We start from the raw sequence: 19743 nt of genomic DNA on the forward strand, positions 1-19743 counted from the left end.
CCAATGATATGAACCCCCTGAAGGCGCGATATGATTGAAACCTGTTGCAGATTTGGGCAGAAGTGTCGCGGCAGCCATAAGGACAACGCAGGTGATCGAGTTAGACAATGTGGCTTACAGCTATGGCGGGGCAGAGCTGTTTTCGCAGCTTTCACTCACGCTTGCGCCGGCATCGTTCCAGTTTTTAACAGGCCCGTCCGGTGCCGGAAAAACCACACTTCTTAAGCTTTGCTACGGCGAATTGCAGGCCACGGCGGGCGAAGTGCGCCTGTTTGACAGGCCTGCGCGCGACCTTGATCGCGACGAAGTTGCGATGACCCGCCGCCGGATCGGTGTGGTGCATCAGGACTGCCAGTTCCTCGATCACCTTTCGCTCACTGAAAACATTGCACTTCCGCTGACGGTCGCGGGGCGCACGGATGGTATGGAAAACCTTGAGGACTTGATCTCGTGGGTCGGGCTTCGCAAGCAGGCCAACCAGCTTCCACCGCAACTGTCGGGCGGTGAACGGCAGCGTGCCGCGTTGGCCCGCGCTGTCATAATGTCGCCTGACGTGATTATTGCAGATGAACCCACCGGCAACGTGGATTGGGAAATGTCGCAACGCCTGCTGACGCTGTTGGTTGAACTGAACCGGATGGGCAAGGCGGTGCTGATCGCCACGCATGATCTCAACCTGATCCGCGCCGCAAAATCACAGGTATCGTCACGTGTGCTGCGTCTGAAAGACCGCCGATTGATGCAGGCGGGGGCAGAGCTATGAAGCTGGATGTCAAACAAATCAGCAGTCTGATTGTCGGTGATCCGCAGGCCGACCGCGCGGTCCCACCCACAGGTTTCACGGCCCGCCTGACCGTGTTTACCAGCGCGGCCATGGCGTTTCTTGCCGTGTTTGCGTTGGCGCTTTCACTGGCGACAGGACGCCTTGCAGACCGCTGGTCGGATGAATTGGCGCGTACGTCAACCCTGCGCATTTCGGCTCCTGCCGATCAGGCTGATGCACAGCTACGGGCGGCGATTACTGTATTGCAGACAACGCCCGGTGTCGCAGATGCCCGTCCCCTGACACCAGACGAGCAGCGTGCATTGCTCGAACCTTGGTTCGGTCCTGATCTGCCAGTTGAGACACTCCCTATTCCGCAGTTGATCGAGATCATCGAAGAAGGCGGCGGATATGACGCCACCGGATTGCGCGCCCGCCTGCAAGCCGAAGTGCCGGGCGCTGTGCTGGATGATCACACCCGCTGGCGTGAACCACTTGTTGCGGCCGCCAACCGGCTGCGTTCCCTTGGGTGGATTGCAATCCTGCTGATTGCCGCGTCGACTGCTGCGATGATTACGTTGGCAGCCCAAGCCGCGCTTGCCGCCAATGCGCAGGTAATCCGCGTGATGCGGCTGGTGGGTGCGCGTGATACCTACATCGCCAAGGCGTTCGTGCGTCGCTTTACGCTGCGGGCGCTTGTCGGGGCTGCGGCTGGCGTCATTCTGGGGCTTGTGGCCGTCGCCCTTCTGCCAAGCGCCGATGTTGCAGGCGGGTTCCTGACAGGGTTAGGGTTTCAAGGGGCGGGCTGGCTGTTGCCGCTTGTGATCCCGCCACTGGCCGGAGGTGTGGCGTTTGCCGCCACGCGCTCTGCGGCCCTGCGCACATTGAGGGAACAATCATGAGCTATGCGATCCAATGGGTGCGGTCCCTGATCTTTATCGGATCGATGTACGTGGCGATGCTGGTCGTCGGTGTGCTGTATCTGCCGTGGGCGATTGCAACACCGCGCGGGGCTATTGCGGGCTGTCATGCCTATTGCCGCTGGGTGCGCTGGTCGGCCACATGGATGATAGGCCTGCATACCGAAGTGCGCGGCACGCCACCAACAACCGAGGTGATGGTTGCTGCCAAGCACCAGTCTTTCATGGATGTGTTGATGATCTATGGCGCCATGCCGCGTGGAAAATTCATTATGAAAAGCATCCTGAAATGGGCGCCGATCATTGGCTGGTTTGGCCTGCGCATCGGCTGCGTGCCTGTTGATCGTGGCAAGCGTGGCGTAGCCATCCGCAAGATGATCGCTGACGTCAAAGCCGGTGCCGCACTTCCCGGACAGTTGATTATCTATCCCCAAGGCACCCGCGTCGCGCCTGGTGCCAAGGCGAAATACAAGACCGGCACCGGTGTTCTGTATCAGGAACTTGGCCAGCCTTGTGTGCCTGTAGCATGCAATGTCGGTGTGTTCTGGCCCAAGCGCGGCATTTACCGCAAACCCGGCCACGCGGTCATTGAATTTCTTGAGCCGATCCCGCCGGGCCTGCCTTTACCCGAATTCATGGCGCAGCTGGAAGGCGCGATTGAGACCCGGTCTGCCGCCCTTGCCGCCGAGGCTGGATTTATTCCGCGTTTGACGGATGACCACATTGTCAGCTGATACCATCACCGATATCGCCCATCTTGAGGCGATTTATGGCACGCCCGGTAAGGCGTCCCTGATCAAGGTCGCCAAACGCCTCACCCCGGCCTATCGCAAATGGATCATGGCATCGCGGCTGTGTGTTCTGACCACAGTCGGACCGGACGGCACCGATGGCAGTCCACGAGGTGATGATGGGCCGGTGGTCACGGAACTGGACCCGCAAACGCTTCTGATGCCGGACTGGCGCGGGAATAACCGGATGGATAGCCTGCGCAATATCGTGACAGACGGGCGGCTAAGCCTGATGTTTGTGGTGCCGGGTTCTAACAACGTGGTGCGGGTCAATGGCCGTGGCACAGTCAGCGTCGCGCCCGATCTGATCGACAGGTTCAGTGACAGGGGCCGTGCTCCGCGGTCTGTGATCGTGATCCAGATCGACGAGATTTACAGCCAATGCGCCCGCGCCCTGATGCGGGCCGGTACGTGGTCTGCGGGGAACGAAAGCGAGGGCCTGCCATCGGTGGGCGATATGCTGGCCGAGATGGAAGCCGGTTTTGACGGTGAGGCTTATGACGCGGCATGGGCACCACGCGCGGCCAAAACGATGTGGTAAAACCAGCAGTCAGCCGCGTTTAGTGCGTGTCGCCGGACCCGAAATGAATATTGCTGTCTGCGCCCAGTCCGCGCCGCACCGCGACCCAGATCACCCAGAGACTGATCACGAGCCACAACCCGCCCCACATCATCGTCGCCCCGCCAAACTCTTCGGCCAGCATGCGTGCATCGGACCTAAGGGCACTGCGGGCGATGGTGTCGCTGAAGATGTCGTAGGGGACATAGACGATGCTGGTCAGTGCGATAACCCGCAGAATAAGGTCGTTGACCTGAATACTGCCAAACCGCGCCACAGCGAGCATGATAGCGCCGGTTCCAGCCCCGAAACCAAACGCAAACAGATCGCGGACGTAAAGCGCTGTGACCACAAGCAGCGCGATACCAAACCCCGCCATCAGCACGCGATCAAGATGCGTGCGCAGGGCCGCAATAAGCAGCCCCAGCCCGATCAGCAATGATCCGAGGTATCCTGCGGTCAGTGTCAGAAAGCGGTTCCCGCCGCGCGTCCAGACCTCGCCGCCCTGGTTTGCATTGACCGACAGGCTGACAATCTCTCCGCCTGTCACAAGCGCCATAATGGCGTGAGACAGCTCATGCAGCATCACCACGAGGATTTTCAGCGGAACCATCACCGGTGTCGACCACAGCGCAAACACCAGCGCCACAAGCGCCAAAAGCTGCCAGTGACCGCGCAGGTAAGTCATCAGGGGTTAAGCCGCGAGGCCCTTGCTGCCCAGCTTGAGATACTTGGCACGCCTGTCTGCGCGGTTCTGATCGGCTGTTTTGCCGTCAAACTCGGCCAGCATCGCCAGCAGTGCTTTACGCACGTTCGCGATAGTCGTGGCTTGATCGCGGTGTGCGCCGCCTGTGGGTTCAGGAATGATGCGGTCGCACACACCCAGTTCATACAGGTTTTGCGCGGTCAGACGAAGCGCCTCGGCGGCCTCACCGGCTTTGCCTGCGTCCTTCCACAGGATCGACGCGCACCCTTCCGGGCTGATGACCGAATAGATGGAGTGGTCCAGCATGGCGACGCGATTGGCCGTGGCAAACGCCACAGCGCCGCCCGATCCGCCTTCGCCCACGATCACGCTGATCAGCGGCACGTTCAGATCAAGGCACTTCTGGGTCGAGCGTGCAATCGCCTCGGACTGGCCACGCTCTTCCGCGCCCTTGCCGGGATAGGCACCGGGTGTGTCGACCAGCGTGATCACCGGCAGGCCAAAACGGTCCGCCAGATCCATCAAACGGATCGCCTTGCGATAGCCTTCGGGGCGGGCCATGCCAAAATTGCGTTCGATGCGGCTTTTGGTGTCTTTGCCCTTTTCGTGGCCAATCACCATCACCGGACGTCCGTCCAAACGCGCAATTCCGCCCATGACGGCATGATCGTCGGCGAAATTCCGATCACCGGCCAGCGGCGTATATTCGGTGAAAAGTGCGTTGATATAGTCTTGGGCGTGAGGCCGTTCGGGGTGGCGGGCCACCTGACATTTGCGCCACGGGGTCAGGTTTCCGTATAGCTGGTTCAGCAGGTCCTTGGCCTTTTGATCAAGCTGGCCTGCCTCTTTTTCAACATCCGCTTCGGGGTTGGCGCGGGCCATGGCGCGCAGCTCTTCGGCTTTGCCTTCAATCTCGGCCAGTGGTTTTTCAAACTCAAGATATTGGGTCATGCGGCACCTTTGCTGTGTTGCGACCGATATAGTCATTCCCCGCCACGCTTTGCAATGGAATGCAGCGATTGCGCGGTCGCTTTGACGCCGCCATACTATCCCAAATCAACAAACCCACGAGGCTTACGCTTATGAAAATTCTCACAATCTCTGCCCTGATGATGTCGCTGGTCGCAGCGCCCGCTTTCGCCCAAGAGGTCGAGTTTGGCGATGACAGCGGCGACTGGTCCAATGACAACGAATGTGACGACCCGCGCTTTGAGGGGCCGGGGATGACACAGACCCCACTCCTGTTCGACGACGTGAACCGTGACGCAAGCGACTGTGCGACGGCATTTTATGCCGGCGAGATCAGCCAGATCGGCGTCGGACCGGATGGCACGATTGATTTTGGCGATGACAGCAGCGAATGGGCCAATGACGGCGAATGTGATGATCTGCGCTTTGTCGGTGAAGCGATGACCGACACGCCGCTGCTGGCCGGTGACATCATGCGTGATGCCACCGATTGCCGCATGGGCTATGAGGTCGAGATGCTGTTTCTGCGCTAGGCGCCTGCAATCATTTCGGACTGCTTTACGATCACTTCGGCCTGTTTGATGCTGGCGATATCGACAAGGCGGCCTTTGTAAACGGTCGCCCCTTCGCCACGTGCCTTTGCGTCTTCCATGGCGGCAAGGATTTCGCGCGCCTCCGCCACAGCCTCGTCCGACGGGGTGAAGACTTCATTGGCCAGTGCGATCTGCTTGGGGTGGATCGCCCACTTGCCGACCATGCCCAACGTGGCAGAGCGGCGGGCTTGCGCGCGGTAGCCTTCGTCGTCGCTGAAGTCGCCAAAGGGGCCGTCCACGGGCAGCACGCCGTGCGTCCGGCACGCCGCGACAATCGCAGTCTGCGCCCAGTGCCAAGGGTCAGAATAGTGCCGCGTGTCTCCATGCAGCATGTAGTAGTTGTCCTGCGTGCCACCGATGCCTGTCGTCTGCATGCCCATCGAGGCCGCGAAGTCTGCCGCACCCAGCGACATCGCCGCCATGCGGGAGGAGGAGGCAGCGATTTCTTCGACGTGGGCCAGACCAGCCGCACTTTCGATGATCACCTCAAAGCTGACCGGCTTGCTGCGGCCTTTGGCGGTTTCAATCGCGGTGACAAGCGCGTCCACTGCATAAACATCAGCCGCGCAGCCCACCTTTGGGATCATGATCTGGTCAAGCCTGTCGCTGGCCTGTTCCATCAGGTCCACCACATCGCGATACCAGTAGGGCGTATCCAACCCGTTAATCCGCACGGCCAGCGTCTTGTTGCCCCAGTCGATGTCATGAGTCGCCTTGATGACATTTTCGCGGGCCGCGTCCTTGTCGGTGGGTGCCACGCTGTCTTCCAGATCAAGGTTGATCACGTCCGCCGCACTGGCCGCCATTTTCGGATGCAGCTTGGTGTTCGATCCGGGTCCAAACAACTGGCAGCGATTGGGACGGGCAGGGGGCGTGGGCTGCAAGCGGAATGACATGAGCGATCCTTCGAGACTGATAATTACGTAAGGCGTTTCTTTCGGGTTAGATTATTGCGCGCTGTCCTGCAAGCCGATTGTGCAGATGCAGCAATATCAGCGCGTCAGATCAGCCGCATAGTTACGGTGAAACGCCCGATAGCCCTGCGAGACCTGTTGCAGATGCGCCTGTGTCAGATCGTGCAGTTGCGGCAATTTGTGGAACGGCACTGTGGGAAACGCGTGGTGTTCTGCGTGATACGGCATGTTCCACGCAAAAAAACGCACGATGCGGTTCGTCAGGGTCGTGCGGGTGTTCTCAAACATATTTGCCGCGTGCGGACAGCGGCCATGTTCGGCCATCAGATAGAACCGCAAAGCAGGTTCGCCCAACAGCGCTGGGATGATCCAAAGCGTCAAAATCCATGTGGCCGAGGTTGCGAAGGCCAGCAAAAGAACGGTCGCGTAGAAGGCCAGCATAACATAGGCCTCTTGCCGCACCTGCCCGCGTTTCCGTTCAGGAATGTAGGCCGCACTTGCCTTGCCCTGCGCATTCGCCAGCAACGTCGCCACCTTCGCCCGCCACGTCGGCAGACCCGTCAGGTGCCAGAGGTAGGCGCGCCAAGTTTCAGGCTTTGGCGTCTCAAGCTCGGGGTCGGCATCGGGATCATGCGTGTGACGGTGATGGGCCAGATGAAAATATTTGAACCACACCGGCGGGATCAAAAGCACCACGCCGCAAAACGCCGCAACGATCCGATTGGCGCGCAGGCTGGCAAACACAGTGTCGTGGCTGGTTTCGTGCAAAAGCGTGAACAGGAGCACCAGCATCATGCCGTGGGGCAGCATCATGAGCCACCACAGCGGCAGACCCAGCGCGATATAGGTGCCCGACAGCGCCAGAGCGCCGAGATGCCCTGCAAGGTGGATGTATCCCGCACAGTCTTGTTTTGCTGTCAGAACAGCGCGTTGTTCGGCGGTCAGGCTGCGCAGGAATGCTTTATGATCCAGCGCAGCCTGCAAGTCAGATACCTGCGTCGATGATTGCTTTAGCAAGGATCGGCACAGTTTTTTCGTTCAGTCCCGCGATGTTCATGCGGCTGTCGCCCACCATGTAAATCCCGTGGTCGGCGCGCAGCTTTTCCACCATCTCGGGCGTGGTGCCAAGCTGGCTGAACATGCCGCGATGATCGGCAAGGAAATCAAACCGGTCGGAGTTGGACAGGCGGCGCAACTCGTCCGCCAGCTGTTTGCGCAGGGCAAGCATGCCGTTGCGTGTCTCTTCCAGCTCGGCCTCCCAATCAGCGCGCAGATCGGGGTCGGTCAGGATGGTGGTGACCACGCGTGCGCCGTGGTCCGGCGGGAAGGAATAGTTCTGGCGGTTCAGGAATTGCAGTGTCTGTTGGGTCAGCGGCTGCATATCGGCAGTCTTGGAGACCGCCATCAGGATACCCGTGCGCTCTCGGTAGATGCCGAAGTTCTTGGAGCAGGACGCCGCGACCAGACATTCGTCAAAGGCGGCCACGACCTTACGTGTGGCTGCGGCGTCAGCGTCCAGACCATCGCCAAAGCCCTGATAGGCGATGTCGATAAACGGCGTGGCTGATTTTGCCTGCAAAAGCGCGATGACCTTGTCCCACTGCTCTAGCGTCAGGTTCGCGCCTGTCGGGTTGTGGCAGCAGCCGTGCAGCAGCACCACGTCACCCGCCGCGACACCACCAAGATCGGCCATCATCGCGTCAAAATCGACGTTGCGCGTGTCGGTGTCGAAATAGCGGTAGGTCTTGGATGCCATGCCCAGATATTTGATGATCGACGGGTGGTTTGGCCATGTGGGATCGGACAGCCAGACGGTGGCATCAGGTGCTGCCATCTTGATCAGTTCAAGCGCCTGTCGAATGGCACCTGTGCCACCCGGTGTGGCGACCGCTGCAATACGGTCGCGCGCGATTGTGTCGCCCAAGAGCAGGTCAATCATTGCATCGCCAAAGGCTGGATCACCGGCCAGACCGGTGTAGGCCTTGGTCGATTGGTCCGCGACGATCCGGCGCTCTGCCTCTTTGACCGCACGCATGACGGGCGTGTTGCCAGACGCGTCTTTGTAAACGCCAACGCCGAGATCGACCTTCGTGTCGCGCGGGTCGGCGCGATAGGCGGCCATCAGGGCAAGGATTTTATCGGCGGGTTGGGCTGTCAGGTTTTCCAGCATCAGGCTGCTCCGGTCGCAATAGGTAAATCATCATACATGCCCCATTCGGACCATGATCCGTCATAAAGGCTATGGTCGGTCTTGCCGATCCGTTCAAGCGCCAGCGACAGGATCGCCGCCGTCACGCCGGACCCGCAGGTGGTAATCGCAGGCTTGGACAGGTCAACGCCAGCGGCATCAAACGCGGCGCGGATACCATCTGCGTCTTTCATCGTGCCGTCTGCGTTCAGCAAGGTGGTGTAAGGCACGTTGCGCGAGCCTGGGATGTGACCCGAGCGCATGCCCTCGCGCGGCTCTGGCGCGTCACCGGTAAAGCGGTCGGCAGCGCGGGCATCGATGATCACGTGATCGCCCAGCTTGGCCGCGCGGGCCACTTGGGTCACGTCGCGCACAAGCTGGTTCTGGCGCGATACCGTCATGTGGCGGTCACGGATCAGCGGCTTGTCGTCGGTGATCTTGCGCCCCTCGGCGATCCACTTGGGCATGCCGCCATCCAGCACGGCGATATTCTTTTGACCCATCAGGCGGAACAGCCACCAGACGCGGGCCGCCGAAAACAGGCCGGACCCGTCATAGACAACCACCTGATGCCCGTCGCCGACGCCCATCGCGCGCATGCGAGACATGAACTTTTCAACAGGCGGCACAGTGTGCGGCATGTCTGAGCGCAGATCGGCAATCTCGTCGATGTCAAAGAACCGCGCACCGGGGATGTGGGCGATATCGTATTCGGCACGCCCGTCACGATCACTGCCCGGAAGATACCACGATGCATCAAAGATGCGCAGATCAGGGTCTTTAAGATGTGCCGCCAGCCACTCCGTGCTGACCAGCGTCTGCGGATCGTCCTGCAAGGGCGTTGTCATTGGCGGCATGTCCTGTTGCGTTGTGGGTACAGCCGCTCACTACCGCGCACGGGGCGCTGTGACAAGGTATCCGCCAACGCAAAGACCGGACGTGCGCATCTGCGACGTCCGGTCTGTTTGTCATCAAGATGCGGTGTGGGGCTTAGCCTGCCATCTTGTTTTTCACAAAGCCAATGATGGCCGTCAGCACGGCACCGCCAGCACCACCGCCGACAAGTTGTGCGACAAGTCCGCTCATGTCTGTGCCGGTTGCGGCATCTCCAGCGGCTGCTGCGCCGCCGGTCAGCATGCCCAGAATTTGGCCGCCGCCCAAGCCACCGATCAGGCCGGTGATGGTGTTGCCCATTGTACCAAGCGACAGGTTTTTCAGCCCCGCACCAGCAGCATTTCCGCCTACGGCACCCGCGACAAGCTGTGCAATAATCTGTTCCATAGTCCCCGTTCCCTTTTGTTGGCCACATATTCCATTGGCCGCGACGCTGGCCTGACGCTGCGGCAGGCGAAGCCTAGCAGGTCTTGCCTACCGGGCAAGAGAGGGAGAATTGCAGTGGTTTTCCCCGACAGGAGGAACAGGGGGGGACGTCAGTCGCCGTGACGCAGCAGGCGCTGTTTCTGGCGACCCCAATCGCGCTTGGCCTCGGTGGCGCGCTTGTCGTGGTTTTTCTTACCCTTGGCCGTGGCGATCTTGAGCTTCACCAGCCCGCGATCGTTGAAATACATGACAAGCGGCACGATGGTCATGCCCTCGCGCTTCGTCGCGTTCCACAGCCGCGATAACTCTTTGCGTGAACACAGCAATTTACGTTTGCGACGCTCTTCGTGGGGAAACATGGCGCGGTTGTAAGGCGCGATGTAGGAGTTGGTCAGCCAGAGTTCGTTGTCATCCACAGATGCATAGCTTTCGGCAATGTTGGACTGCCCGATGCGCAGGGATTTCACCTCTGATCCGGTCAGGATGATGCCGACCTCAAGGTCGTCCTCCAGCGCATAGTCGTAGCGTGCGCGCCGGTTCTCGGCGATCACTTTGTAGTTTTTGTTTTCGGGTTTCTTTGCCATGATCCGCTTCAAATAGGCCGTGCACCGCGCGTGCACAACCCGTGCACCACGCGTACACGGATGCAAAGATCACGGGGGAGCTGCGATTTCATGTTGGTGCAACTGATCATCGGGACCGTCCTGTTGCTCGTGTCGATCATCGTCGCGGGTCTGAGCTACTGGATCATCGCCTATGTTCTGCACCGGTCGCATGACTGGCTGATGCGATCTCCGCACCGACCCAAGCTGATGCTGGTCTTGTGTGTGGCGGCGGTCTGGGCGATGGCGCAGATGACTGTTGCCGTCTGGATTTGGGCGATTGCCTTTGTCCAATTGGGCGCGTTACCGACACTGGAAGAGGCCGTCTATTTCGCTTTGGTCGCCTTTACAACGCTCGGGTTCGGAGATGTTTTGCTGCCCGAAGACTGGCGGCTGCTGGGCGGATTAGCTGCGGCCAACGGGCTGTTGAACATCGGGCTGGTCACGGCGATCCTGCTTGAGTCTCTGCGCGACTTGCGGGGCCTTCAAATTGCGGCACTGGATGAAACCGAATGAATGTTCCTGTCATCTCCAATACCGAGGCGCGGCGTATCTTCCTGCATCGCCATTTGCTGACAGGCGCGCCCAGTGGCGCAGGCAAAGGGGCCGATCTGGCGGGCGTGATCCAGCATCTGGGGTTTGTGCAGCTTGATAGCGTGAACACCTTTGCGCGCGCCCACGATCTGATCCTCTGGGCCAGACGCCAGCAATACCGCCCACCCGCCTTGGGGCACGCGCTGGCACGGGACGGGCATGTGTTTGAGCACTGGACCCACGATGCGGCGGCGATTGATATGACGCTTTTCCCGCATTGGCGGTTGAAAATGGCACGGGATGCCAAGCGGCTTGCCAGCTATTGGAAGGACGCGCGGCGCGGTGATCTGATGGCCACGATTGATGATGTGCTGCGGCAGGTCAGCGACGAAGGGGCCTGTACGTCGAAGGATGTTGGTAAGGAAGAAGAGCGCAGTTCCGGCGGCTGGTGGGATTGGCATCCATCCAAGACGGCTCTGGAATATCTGTGGCGGTCGGGCGAATTGGCGGTGGCGCGGCGTAACGGCTTTCGGAAAGTCTATGACCTGACTGAACGGGTGATCCCGCCAGAGCAGTTGAATGCGCGGTTCTCGACAGAGGAAACGATTGATTGGGCATGCAGCGCGGCGCTGGAAAAACTGGGTTTTGCGACCAGCGGCGAACTGGCCGCGTTCTGGGATATCGTGACACCGGCGGAGGCCAAGGCGTGGAGCTTGTCCGCCCTGTCAGGCGGCCGCGCGATCGCTGTGGATATCGAAGGTGTTGATGGCAAGCTGCGGCGTTCGCTTGCGACACCGGACTTGCTGGACACGCGACCTGATGCGCCCCTGACCCGTGTGCGAATCCTGTCGCCGTTTGATCCCGCGCTGAGGGATCGCAAACGGGCGGAACGTCTTTTCGGTTTTCACTACCGGATCGAGATTTTTGTGCCTGCGCCGAAGCGCCAATACGGCTACTATGTTTTCCCCGTCTTGGAAGGCGATCAGATGATCGGGCGCATTGATATGAAAGCGGACCGGCCCGCGGGCCGGCTTGATGTGACGGCCTTCTGGCCCGAAGACGGCGTGCGCATGGGCGCAGGTCGCCTGAAGCGGTTGCAGACAGAGATTGTCCGCGCGGCGCGATTTAGCGGGTGTGGTGATGTGGCCTATGCGGACGGATGGGTGAAGGCGGGGTAATCCCCCGCCCTACAATAGTATCGCGCTGATCGTAGGGCGGGGTTTGACCCCGCCACCCTGACGGATCAGTTCAGCAGGCCCGCATGCACCATTGCGTCACGCATCTTGTCTTTTACACCATCCGTCAGACCGACATGCGGCAAGCGGACCTCGTCACTGCACAGACCAAGAAGCGACATACCGTATTTTGCGCCCACCAGACCCGGCTCAGTAAAGACAGCCTCGTGTAGCGGCATCAGACGGTCCAGCAGTGTTAGCGCGGTGTCGTAGTCTCCGGCCAGCGTGGCGTTCTGGAATTCGGCGCAAAGTTTCGGCGCGACGTTGGCGGTAACCGAAATGCAGCCCTTGCCGCCATGGGCGTTAAAGCCGAGCGCCGTTGCATCCTCGCCGGACAATTGGATGAAATCCGGTCCGCAGGTCATCCGTGTTTTTGGGACGCGCGACAGATCAGCCGTGGCATCTTTGACGCCGACGATCATCTCGTGCTTGGCCAATTCGCCCATCGTGGCAGGGGTCATATCTACCACGGACCGACCGGGAATATTGTAGATGATGATCGGCAGGCCGCAGTCGGCAGCAGCCGTGAAATGCGCGATCAGGCCCGCTTGCGTGGGCTTGTTGTAATAGGGCGTGACGACAAGTGCCGCATCCGCACCGGCGTTTTTTGCGGCCATCACAAGGCGCACGGTCTCGACGGTATTGTTCGATCCTGCACCGGCAATCACAGGGATGCGGCCTGCGGCGGCGGTCACCACAGCCTCGACCACCTGATCATGCTCGGCGTGGGACAAGGTGGGGCTTTCGCCGGTTGTGCCGACAGGAACAAGGCCGTGGCTGCCCTGATCGACATGCCAGTCCACAAGTTTTTTCAGCGCGTCAAAGTCCACTTTGCCGTCCTTGAACGGCGTGACAAGTGCGGGCATTGATCCCTTGAACATGACGCGTTTCCTTTATCGCTGTGCGGGGCAGATCGCCCCCCGTTTGATGTCGCGCGGACACTAGTCGCGTTTCCGCCGAAAGCCAAGTTTCTCCGTTGTCAGTTGGCCAAGAGATATTATCTTGTACAGTGTTCTTTTTGAAAGTGATTGTGATGAAGCGGATTTGGTCGATCTGGCTGTTTTGCATTATGCCCTTCGGGGTGGCCGCACAGACGATACCTGACGGTATGACGCCTGCGATTGATGCCGCAGCCGACGCTGATTATGCCGCCGCGATGGAGCTGGCCGAAGACGACCCGCTGATGCAGGATGTGGTGCAGTGGATCATGTTGCGCGAGGGCGACGGCAGCTTTGCGCAATACCGCGCCTTTCTGGCAGCCCGCCCCGATTGGCCGGATCAGGACAGGATCAGGGCGCGCGCCGAGGTTGATATGCCAAGTGATCTGGCGCCCTCGACCGTGCTGGATTGGTTTGCCGATGCCGTGCCGCAAACAGGACAAGGCGCTGTGCGTTTGGCCGAGGCGCTGATTGCGCAAGGTCAACAAACGCAGGCGGAAGAGGTGCTGGTCACCGCGTGGCTTGAATTGACGCTGACCGAAACGGCACAGGCGCTGATGCTAAGCCGGTTTGGCGACGTGCTGGCACCGCATCATGAGGCGCGCACCGACGCACTTTTGTGGCGGTGGCGCACGACGGCGGCGCAGCGGATGGTTCCGCTTCTAGACGATGATCAGGTGGCACTGCTGCGCGCGCGGGTGGGCTACATTCGCAATACCGGTGATGTGGCAACGCGGGTCGCTGCCGTGCCCGATGAACTGGCTGATACGCCCGGATTTGCCTACGACCGTTACAACTGGCTTGCTGATAAGGGCGACCGCACAGAGGCGATTGCCATCCTGAAAGAACGATCCGTCAGTGCTGCCGCGCTGGGTGAGCCGTTTCGCTGGTCGGGCTGGCGGCGGTCCTTGGCCCGTTGGGAAATGCGCGAGGGGCGGATTGCGTCGGCCTATGCATTGGCCTCGGATCATTTTCTGACCGAAGGCTCTGCCTACGCTGATCTGGAATGGTTGGCGGGATATCTGTCGCTGACATATCTGAATAAGCCCGCACAGGCGCTGGCGCATTTTGAGAATTTTGCTGCGGCTGTGGACAGCCCGATTTCGGAAGGACGGGCCGGATATTGGATCGGGCGCACACATGAGGCGCTGGGCGACGCAAACGCGGCGGCTGCAGCCTATGCCGAAGGTGGCCAGTACCAGACAGGATTTTACGGCCTACTGGCCGCTGAAAAGCTGGGTCTGGACTATGATCCGGCGCTGTCGGGGGCGTCTGATGCAACCGACTGGCAAGGCGCGGCGGTGATGGAAGACGACATGATCCGCGCCGCAATCGCCTTGATTGACGCTAACGAACGCGGGTTAGCGATCCGCTTTGTCGCGCAACTGGGGCGCACGCTTGATGCTGATGGTGTCGGGCGATTTGGCGCGTGGTTGCAGGACAATGACGAGAGCTATTACGCGGTCTTGCTGGGGAAGGCGGCTGCATTGCGCGGGGTTGTTGTGCCATCGGTTTATTTTCCGCTGCATGACATGACGCAGATGGATTTGCCGGTGCCGATGTCATTGGCGCTGTCGATTGCGCGGCGCGAGAGCGAATTCAACACCGGCGCGGGCAGTCCCGTCGGTGCGCAGGGCCTGATGCAACTGATGCCGGCCACGGCGCGTGAAGTGTCAAACGGGCTGGCGCTGCCTTACACCAAGGCCAGGCTGACATCCGACTGGGAATACAATGCCATCCTTGGCGCCCAGTATCTGGCCGGGTTGCGCGACCAGTTCGGCTATTCTCCTGTTCAGATGGCCGCGGGATACAATGCGGGGCCAAGCCGCCCGCTGCGCTGGATGGACGAGCGTGGCGATCCGCGACTGGGCGAGGTGGATGTGGTGGACTGGATTGAGCACATCCCGTTTCGCGAGACGCGCAATTACGCGATGCGGGTCACTGAATCGATCCCTGTCTATGAGGCACGCCTGAACGGGCTGAGCGGACCTGTGCAATTCCGTGCATTGTTGATCGGGGCCAAACCGTTGATCCGGCCACGCGCCCGCGATGACGGCAGTCTGATTGTTGAACCTGCGGCAATTTCGACATCAACCGCGCCAGCGGTGGCAGCGCCGCCGGCCTTGCCACGGCCAAGCGGGGTGCAGGGGATCAGGCCGATTTCGCGCCCCGGAGGATGACGGGAGGCGCGCGCGTTCCGCGACGCCCCTCCCGCCATCCCGTCAGGCGCGTCGTGACCGAAAAAGCGTGAACAGACCCGCCGCGATGACGATAGCCGCACCAACCGCCACATGCAGTTCCAGCGTTTCACCAAAGATTGAGAGGCCGATGACGCTGGCGAAAACCAGTTGCAGGTAGGCAAAGGGTTGCACCGCGCTAGCCTCGGCCATTTCGTAGCATTTGATCAGCAGAAAATGCCCGCTTGCGCCTGTGACGCAAAGGCAGGCCATCCACATCCAGTCGGATGCAACCATCGGTTCCCAATACCAGATGCCGATCAGTGTGGTCAGCACCGCCCCTGCTGTCCCTGTCCAGAAAAAGGACGTGGCCGCGCTGTCGCGGCGGGCTGCATAGCGGGTGAGCAGGGAATAAAGCGCAAACATCAGTGCAGAGACCAGCGGGATGATCGCGGCCGGCGCAAAAACGGTGATGCCCGGTTGCAGGATGATCAGTACGCCGACAAAGCCCACTGCGATGGCGGCCCAGCGGCGCCAACCGACCGTTTCGCCCAAAACAGGACCGGAGAGGGCCGCCACAATGAGCGGATAGCTGGCAAAGATCGCGTGGCTTTCCACCAGGCCCAACGCGACGAAGGCCGCAATCATCACGCAAATTTCGGCAGCAAGCAGGAGGCCCCGAAAGATTTGCAAGACGGGTTGTGTTGTGGCGGCAGCGGCGCGCACCGATCCGGCTTGACGGCGGGCAATGGCGATGACGAAGGCGGCAAAGAACCAGTAGCGGATCATGACCACCATCAGCACGTTATACTCCCCCGCGAGGTGGCGGGAGATGCCGTCTTGCACCGCGAACACGAAGGTTGTCGCGATCATCAGGAAGATGCCAGCGCGGGTGTTATTCTGCATGTGTCATCACAGCTGTTGTCATGTGTCGTTTGCGGCCAAAGCCGGGTTGGCGGGTGACGGTGAATCCCGCAGCGGTAAGCGACGCGCGGACGTGGCCAGCGGCGGAATAGGTGGCGGCGGTGCCGTCCGGCGCTGTGTGTTTGCCGACCGATTTGATCAGGGACGGCTCCCACAGCTCCGGGTTTTTGGCGGGGGAGAAACCGTCAAGGAACCAAGCGTCCGCCTGTCCATTCCATTGCGGAACGGTCTTGCGGGCGTCACCGGTCATGACGTGCAGCGTCACCTGCGGTGTGATTTGGGTGGGGCCGGTAAAGATCGCGTCCCAGTGATTGATCAGGGGCTGTGCATCCAGTGACGGGAAAGCCGATAGTGAGGCGGCGGCCTCGCTTGCTGTGATGGGGTAAGCCTCAAAACTGGTGAAGTGGAGGTGGCCCGCGCGGTTGCCCGATGCGGCAAGCGTCGTGAGGAAATTCAGGCCGGTGCCAAACCCAAGCTCTGCGATGTGAAAGCCGTCGCGGAAGCGGGCGGGCAGATCGTTGCCACCCAGAAACACGTGCTGCGTCTCGGACAGACCATTATCGAGCGAATAATACGGGTCATCAAAGCGGGTGGACACCGGCACGCGGCCAAGGGCGGTGTCGCGCCATGTCAGGTCCGGTGTCTGCCCTGTTGTCTGGTCGGTCATGCGGGTTTGCCTTATGCACTGACCAATCAATGGCTTTGAGGGCAGCAAATGGCAACGGCGGATGTGACAGTGATGGGTGCGGGCGTGTTCGGCCTGTCGGTGGCCTATGCCTGTGCGCTGCGCGGGGCGCAGGTGCGGGTCATTGATCCGGCGGGCGTTGGTGCCGGGGCCAGCGGCGGGATCGTCGGTGCGCTGGCGCCGCATGTGCCAGAGCAGTGGAATGCGAAGAAGGCGTTTCAGTTCGAGAGCCTGATCGTGGCGCAAGCGTTCTGGGATGGTGTGCAGGAACGGTCGGGGCTGGCGACCGGATACCGCCGGAGCGGGCGGTTGCAGCCTTTGGTAGATGATGCTGCGGTCACATTGGCGCAAGCCCGCGCAGCTGGAGCGACGGAGCTTTGGCAGGACAAGGCTGTTTGGGAGATTATACCCGCCACGGGCGCTGGATGGGAGCCGCCGTCGGCCTCGGGCTTGATGGTGCGGGACACGCTGTCTGCGCTGGTGCATCCGCGTCAGGCGGTGAGGGCCTTGGCGTCGGCAGTGCAAGCGCTGGGTGGCGAGATTGTAACGGATGGTGCACCGGACGGGCGCGTCGTGTGGGCAACCGGTTGGCAAGGGCTGGAGCAGATGACAGCGCAGCACCACCGGCTTGTGGGCAATGGCGTGAAGGGGCAGGCGTTGCTGCTGGCATATGATGCGGCAGGTCAGCCACAGCTTTTTGCCGACGCGCTGCATATTGTGCCGCATGATGACGGGACGGTTGCGATTGGATCGACCTCAGAGCGGGAGTTTGATGATCCATCCGGCACCGACGCGCAGTTGGACGCAGTTCACGCCCGCGCGCTGGCGGCGTTTCCGGTGCTTGAGGGGGCGAAAGTGCTCGAACGCTGGGCGGGGGTGCGCCCCCGCAGCCGCAGCCGCGCGCCGATGCTGGGACATCATCCGTTTGAGGGGGGCGCCTTTGTGGCCAACGGCGGTTTCAAGATCGGGTTTGGTATGGCCCCACTGATGGGCGAGGTCATGGCCGATCTGGTGCTTGAAGGTGTGGACCGCGTGCCGGATGATTTTCGGGCCGCGCGCAGTTTGTGAGTGCGGATTTGAGTATTTTAGCAAAATGATGCTGGAGGTCGCACCTTACGTGGCTTGGGCTTCCATCGCTTGCCGGCCGTCGGCGCGACGGACCCAGAGCGTGCCGCCCTTCCAGCACAAATCGGCGGTGTCGGTGTGCATCAGCGGGCCGGTGGCGCGGTAGGCAAAGGTTTTCAGCGTGCCAAGGTGGCGCTGGGCAAGGTCCATCAGCAGGTGCGCAAGAAGTGGACCATGGACGACAAGGCCATCGTAGCCTTCGGTCTGGCGCGCGTAGTCTTCGTCATAGTGGATACGGTGGCCGTTAAAGGTCAGCGCCGAGTAGCGGAAAAGTTGCGTTGTCGTGAAGCTTACAGGTGTGGCGTGCGTCTCGCTTAACGGGGCGACGGGCGGTGTGCCGGCGGGGGCGTCGTCAGGGCGATAGACAAGGTCCTGCCATTCGCTGATCGCAAGACCGTGGCGTTGTTTGATGTCGTGACGGATACGCACAAACGCCAGCGGACCAGAGCGTCCGTCCTTGCGGGTCACACTTTCGATCATGCTCGTTTTTTCAGCACGCACGCCTGTCAGAAGCGGTTTGTGAAATACCAACCGACCAGCGGCCCACATGCGCCGCGGCAGGCCCAGATCGGGGATGAACGTGCCTGTGGCAGGGTGACCGTCGCGCCCCAAATGGTCGGGCGGTTGCGGGTCCCAGAAATAGATGTGATGCGCAAATGGCGGCAGATGATCGCCGCTTTCCAGTGTTGGCGTCTGGCCAAGCGTGGCTTGCAACGCGCGGGCGCGCGCGGGGTCCATCACATCGGTTTGGGTTTGCGTGCGGTTCAACTCATCGGCCATAAAGCGCGTGATAGCGCAAAGCGGGAGGGACGCAAATGGGCAAGCCAAAGCTGACAGGGTTGGACCATCTGGTTCTGACGGTGCAGGATATTGATGCAACCGTAGCGTTCTATTGCGATGTGCTGGGTATGGAGCGCGAGGTGTTTCATCCTGCTGACGGATCAACGCGCACGGCGCTGACCTTTGGCAATCAGAAGATCAATCTTCACGATGCGGCAAGCCCTTTCGCGCCACATGCCAACGCGCCCTGCGCTGGCAGTGCCGATTTGTGTTTTCTGTCAGTGACCGCGCTGGCGGATTGGGTGGCGCATCTTCAAAGCGCAGATGTCACGATCATCGAAGGACCGATCCGCCGCACCGGCGCAACCGGACCGATCATGTCGATCTATATTCGCGATCCCGATGGCAATCTGATCGAGATCGCGAACACGCTCTAGATCGCTGCCTTCAGGTTATCCATCAATTCGTTCAACGCCTTGAGGTTCATGTCGTTGGTCAGATTGCCGTCGTCGTCGAAGTTGTCCTGATTGGACCCGACAAGCACCTCTGGCCCGAACATCAGGCGCGGGCGAAATGGCGCAAGGCAGGACACCAGCATGGTCTGGGCACGTTCGCCTCCGGCCCGTCCGGCTGTGGCCGACATAATGGCAAGCGGCTTGCCTGACCACGGCGAACCGTCGGTGCGGCTGACCCAATCGAGCGCGTTTTTCAGAACGCCGGAGATGCCTTTGTTATATTCGGGCGTGGAGATGATGACCGCATCGGCCTGTGCAATCTGGTCGGCCAAAATCTGCACCGGCGTGGGGATGCCGCTGCTCTGTTCCAGATCGCCGTCGTAAAGCGGCAGGCGCAGGTCGGCGAGGGTGAATGTCCCTGGCCCAAAGGCTTTTGCGGCTTCGTGCAGGAGGGCTGTGTTTGTAGATGCGGCCCGCAGCGAGCCGGAGATGCCAAGGAGAGTGGCCATGACTTATGTCCTTATGATCAGGTGGTTGCTGATGAACCTAGACTGGCCGATGATTT

23 protein-coding genes are annotated in these 19743 nt (G+C 60.7%); 10 read left to right on the forward strand and 13 right to left on the reverse strand.

What is annotated here, in order from left to right; genetic code table 11:
• Positions 1-91 precede the first annotated feature (91 nt).
• The 4 genes from V8J84_RS03095 to V8J84_RS03110 are packed head-to-tail and all read left to right on the forward strand — an operon-like array spanning position 92 to position 3015.
• On the forward strand, positions 92-763 hold the full coding sequence (locus V8J84_RS03095; RefSeq protein ID WP_339928136.1) for a cell division ATP-binding protein FtsE: 672 nt from the start codon (positions 92-94) through the stop codon (positions 761-763).
• Positions 760-1665 carry a cell division protein FtsX gene (locus V8J84_RS03100; protein ID WP_339928137.1) on the forward strand — a complete coding sequence of 302 codons (906 nt, stop codon included), beginning with the start codon at positions 760-762 and terminating at the stop codon, positions 1663-1665. The genes V8J84_RS03095 and V8J84_RS03100 overlap by 4 nt, the downstream gene beginning before the upstream one ends.
• Positions 1662-2417 (forward strand): lysophospholipid acyltransferase family protein, encoded by a 756-nt coding sequence (locus V8J84_RS03105; protein WP_339928138.1) that lies wholly within the window; start codon positions 1662-1664, stop codon positions 2415-2417. The genes V8J84_RS03100 and V8J84_RS03105 overlap by 4 nt, the downstream gene beginning before the upstream one ends.
• Positions 2398-3015, forward strand: coding sequence for a pyridoxamine 5'-phosphate oxidase family protein (locus V8J84_RS03110; RefSeq protein WP_339928139.1), 618 nt, complete (start codon positions 2398-2400; stop codon positions 3013-3015). Before V8J84_RS03105 ends, V8J84_RS03110 begins: the two co-directional genes overlap by 20 nt.
• A gap of 19 nt (positions 3016-3034) precedes the next feature.
• Here V8J84_RS03110 and V8J84_RS03115 read toward each other — a convergent pair whose 3' ends face one another.
• Both V8J84_RS03115 and V8J84_RS03120 read right to left on the reverse strand, forming a co-directional pair.
• Entirely contained in the window at positions 3035-3721 is a 687-nt protein-coding gene (locus V8J84_RS03115; RefSeq protein WP_339928140.1) for a M50 family metallopeptidase, read from the reverse strand.
• 6 nt (positions 3722-3727) lie between these two features.
• Complete coding sequence (locus tag V8J84_RS03120; protein ID WP_339928141.1) at positions 3728-4690, reverse strand: acetyl-CoA carboxylase carboxyltransferase subunit alpha; 963 nt, start codon at positions 4688-4690, stop codon at positions 3728-3730.
• Between the two features lie 131 nt (positions 4691-4821).
• On the opposite strand from V8J84_RS03120, the gene V8J84_RS03125 reads away from it, so the two are divergent.
• Complete coding sequence (locus V8J84_RS03125) at positions 4822-5241, forward strand: hypothetical protein (protein WP_339928142.1); 420 nt, start codon at positions 4822-4824, stop codon at positions 5239-5241.
• Here the strand turns inward: V8J84_RS03125 and V8J84_RS03130 are convergent.
• From V8J84_RS03130 to smpB, 6 genes are all read right to left on the reverse strand, one after another.
• A complete protein-coding gene (locus tag V8J84_RS03130; protein WP_339928143.1) occupies positions 5238-6197 on the reverse strand; it encodes an L-malyl-CoA/beta-methylmalyl-CoA lyase in 960 nt (319 codons plus the stop codon). The two genes, V8J84_RS03125 and V8J84_RS03130, sit on opposite strands and share 4 nt — an antisense overlap.
• Positions 6198-6293: 96 nt before the next feature.
• Entirely contained in the window at positions 6294-7232 is a 939-nt protein-coding gene (locus V8J84_RS03135) for a fatty acid desaturase (RefSeq protein ID WP_339928144.1), read from the reverse strand.
• Positions 7201-8385: an amino acid aminotransferase gene (locus tag V8J84_RS03140; RefSeq protein ID WP_339928145.1), complete on the reverse strand. Its 1185-nt coding sequence runs from the start codon at positions 8383-8385 to the stop codon at positions 7201-7203. The genes V8J84_RS03135 and V8J84_RS03140 overlap by 32 nt, the downstream gene beginning before the upstream one ends.
• Positions 8385-9251, reverse strand: coding sequence for a 3-mercaptopyruvate sulfurtransferase (gene sseA, locus V8J84_RS03145; RefSeq protein WP_339928146.1), 867 nt, complete (start codon positions 9249-9251; stop codon positions 8385-8387). The genes V8J84_RS03140 and sseA overlap by 1 nt, the downstream gene beginning before the upstream one ends.
• 142 nt (positions 9252-9393) lie before the next feature.
• Positions 9394-9684, reverse strand: coding sequence for a hypothetical protein (locus V8J84_RS03150; protein ID WP_339928147.1), 291 nt, complete (start codon positions 9682-9684; stop codon positions 9394-9396).
• 149 nt (positions 9685-9833) lie between these two features.
• On the reverse strand, positions 9834-10307 hold the full coding sequence (smpB, locus tag V8J84_RS03155; RefSeq protein WP_339928148.1) for an SsrA-binding protein SmpB: 474 nt from the start codon (positions 10305-10307) through the stop codon (positions 9834-9836).
• 90 nt (positions 10308-10397) lie between these two features.
• Between smpB and V8J84_RS03160 the strand changes: the two genes are divergently transcribed.
• The gene (locus V8J84_RS03160) at positions 10398-10841 is read left to right on the forward strand and encodes an ion channel (protein ID WP_339928149.1); all 444 of its coding nucleotides are present in this window, start codon (positions 10398-10400) and stop codon (positions 10839-10841) included.
• Positions 10838-12037, forward strand: a complete 1200-nt coding sequence (locus V8J84_RS03165; RefSeq protein WP_339928150.1) for a winged helix-turn-helix domain-containing protein — start codon at positions 10838-10840, stop codon at positions 12035-12037. The genes V8J84_RS03160 and V8J84_RS03165 overlap by 4 nt, the downstream gene beginning before the upstream one ends.
• A gap of 65 nt (positions 12038-12102) precedes the next feature.
• Here the strand turns inward: V8J84_RS03165 and dapA are convergent, their stop codons facing one another.
• The gene (gene dapA / locus V8J84_RS03170; protein WP_339928151.1) at positions 12103-12975 is read right to left on the reverse strand and encodes a 4-hydroxy-tetrahydrodipicolinate synthase; all 873 of its coding nucleotides are present in this window, start codon (positions 12973-12975) and stop codon (positions 12103-12105) included.
• A gap of 152 nt (positions 12976-13127) precedes the next feature.
• On the opposite strand from dapA, the gene V8J84_RS03175 reads away from it, so the two are divergent.
• Entirely contained in the window at positions 13128-15212 is a 2085-nt protein-coding gene (locus V8J84_RS03175; RefSeq protein WP_339928152.1) for a lytic transglycosylase domain-containing protein, read from the forward strand.
• Positions 15213-15254: 42 nt separating this feature from the next.
• Here V8J84_RS03175 and V8J84_RS03180 read toward each other — a convergent pair whose 3' ends face one another.
• Positions 15255-16115 carry a DMT family transporter gene (locus V8J84_RS03180; protein WP_339928153.1) on the reverse strand — a complete coding sequence of 287 codons (861 nt, stop codon included), beginning with the start codon at positions 16113-16115 and terminating at the stop codon, positions 15255-15257.
• On the reverse strand, positions 16105-16800 hold the full coding sequence (mnmD, locus tag V8J84_RS03185; protein WP_339928154.1) for a tRNA (5-methylaminomethyl-2-thiouridine)(34)-methyltransferase MnmD: 696 nt from the start codon (positions 16798-16800) through the stop codon (positions 16105-16107). Before mnmD ends, V8J84_RS03180 begins: the two co-directional genes overlap by 11 nt.
• 48 nt (positions 16801-16848) lie before the next feature.
• Between mnmD and V8J84_RS03190 the strand changes: the two genes are divergently transcribed.
• Positions 16849-17886 (forward strand): NAD(P)/FAD-dependent oxidoreductase, encoded by a 1038-nt coding sequence (locus V8J84_RS03190; protein ID WP_339928155.1) that lies wholly within the window; start codon positions 16849-16851, stop codon positions 17884-17886.
• A gap of 45 nt (positions 17887-17931) precedes the next feature.
• On the opposite strand, the gene V8J84_RS03195 is transcribed toward V8J84_RS03190, so the two are convergent.
• Complete coding sequence (locus V8J84_RS03195; RefSeq protein WP_339928156.1) at positions 17932-18723, reverse strand: acyl dehydratase; 792 nt, start codon at positions 18721-18723, stop codon at positions 17932-17934.
• A 35-nt stretch (positions 18724-18758) separates the two neighbouring features.
• Between V8J84_RS03195 and V8J84_RS03200 the strand changes: the two genes are divergently transcribed.
• The gene (locus tag V8J84_RS03200) at positions 18759-19160 is read left to right on the forward strand and encodes a VOC family protein (protein ID WP_339928157.1); all 402 of its coding nucleotides are present in this window, start codon (positions 18759-18761) and stop codon (positions 19158-19160) included.
• Here the strand turns inward: V8J84_RS03200 and V8J84_RS03205 are convergent.
• Positions 19157-19687: an NADPH-dependent FMN reductase gene (locus V8J84_RS03205; protein ID WP_339928158.1), complete on the reverse strand. Its 531-nt coding sequence runs from the start codon at positions 19685-19687 to the stop codon at positions 19157-19159. The two genes, V8J84_RS03200 and V8J84_RS03205, sit on opposite strands and share 4 nt — an antisense overlap.
• Positions 19688-19743: the final 56 nt, after the last annotated feature.

The organism is Yoonia sp. 208BN28-4, assembly GCF_037543925.1.
GTDB lineage: Bacteria > Pseudomonadota > Alphaproteobacteria > Rhodobacterales > Rhodobacteraceae > Yoonia.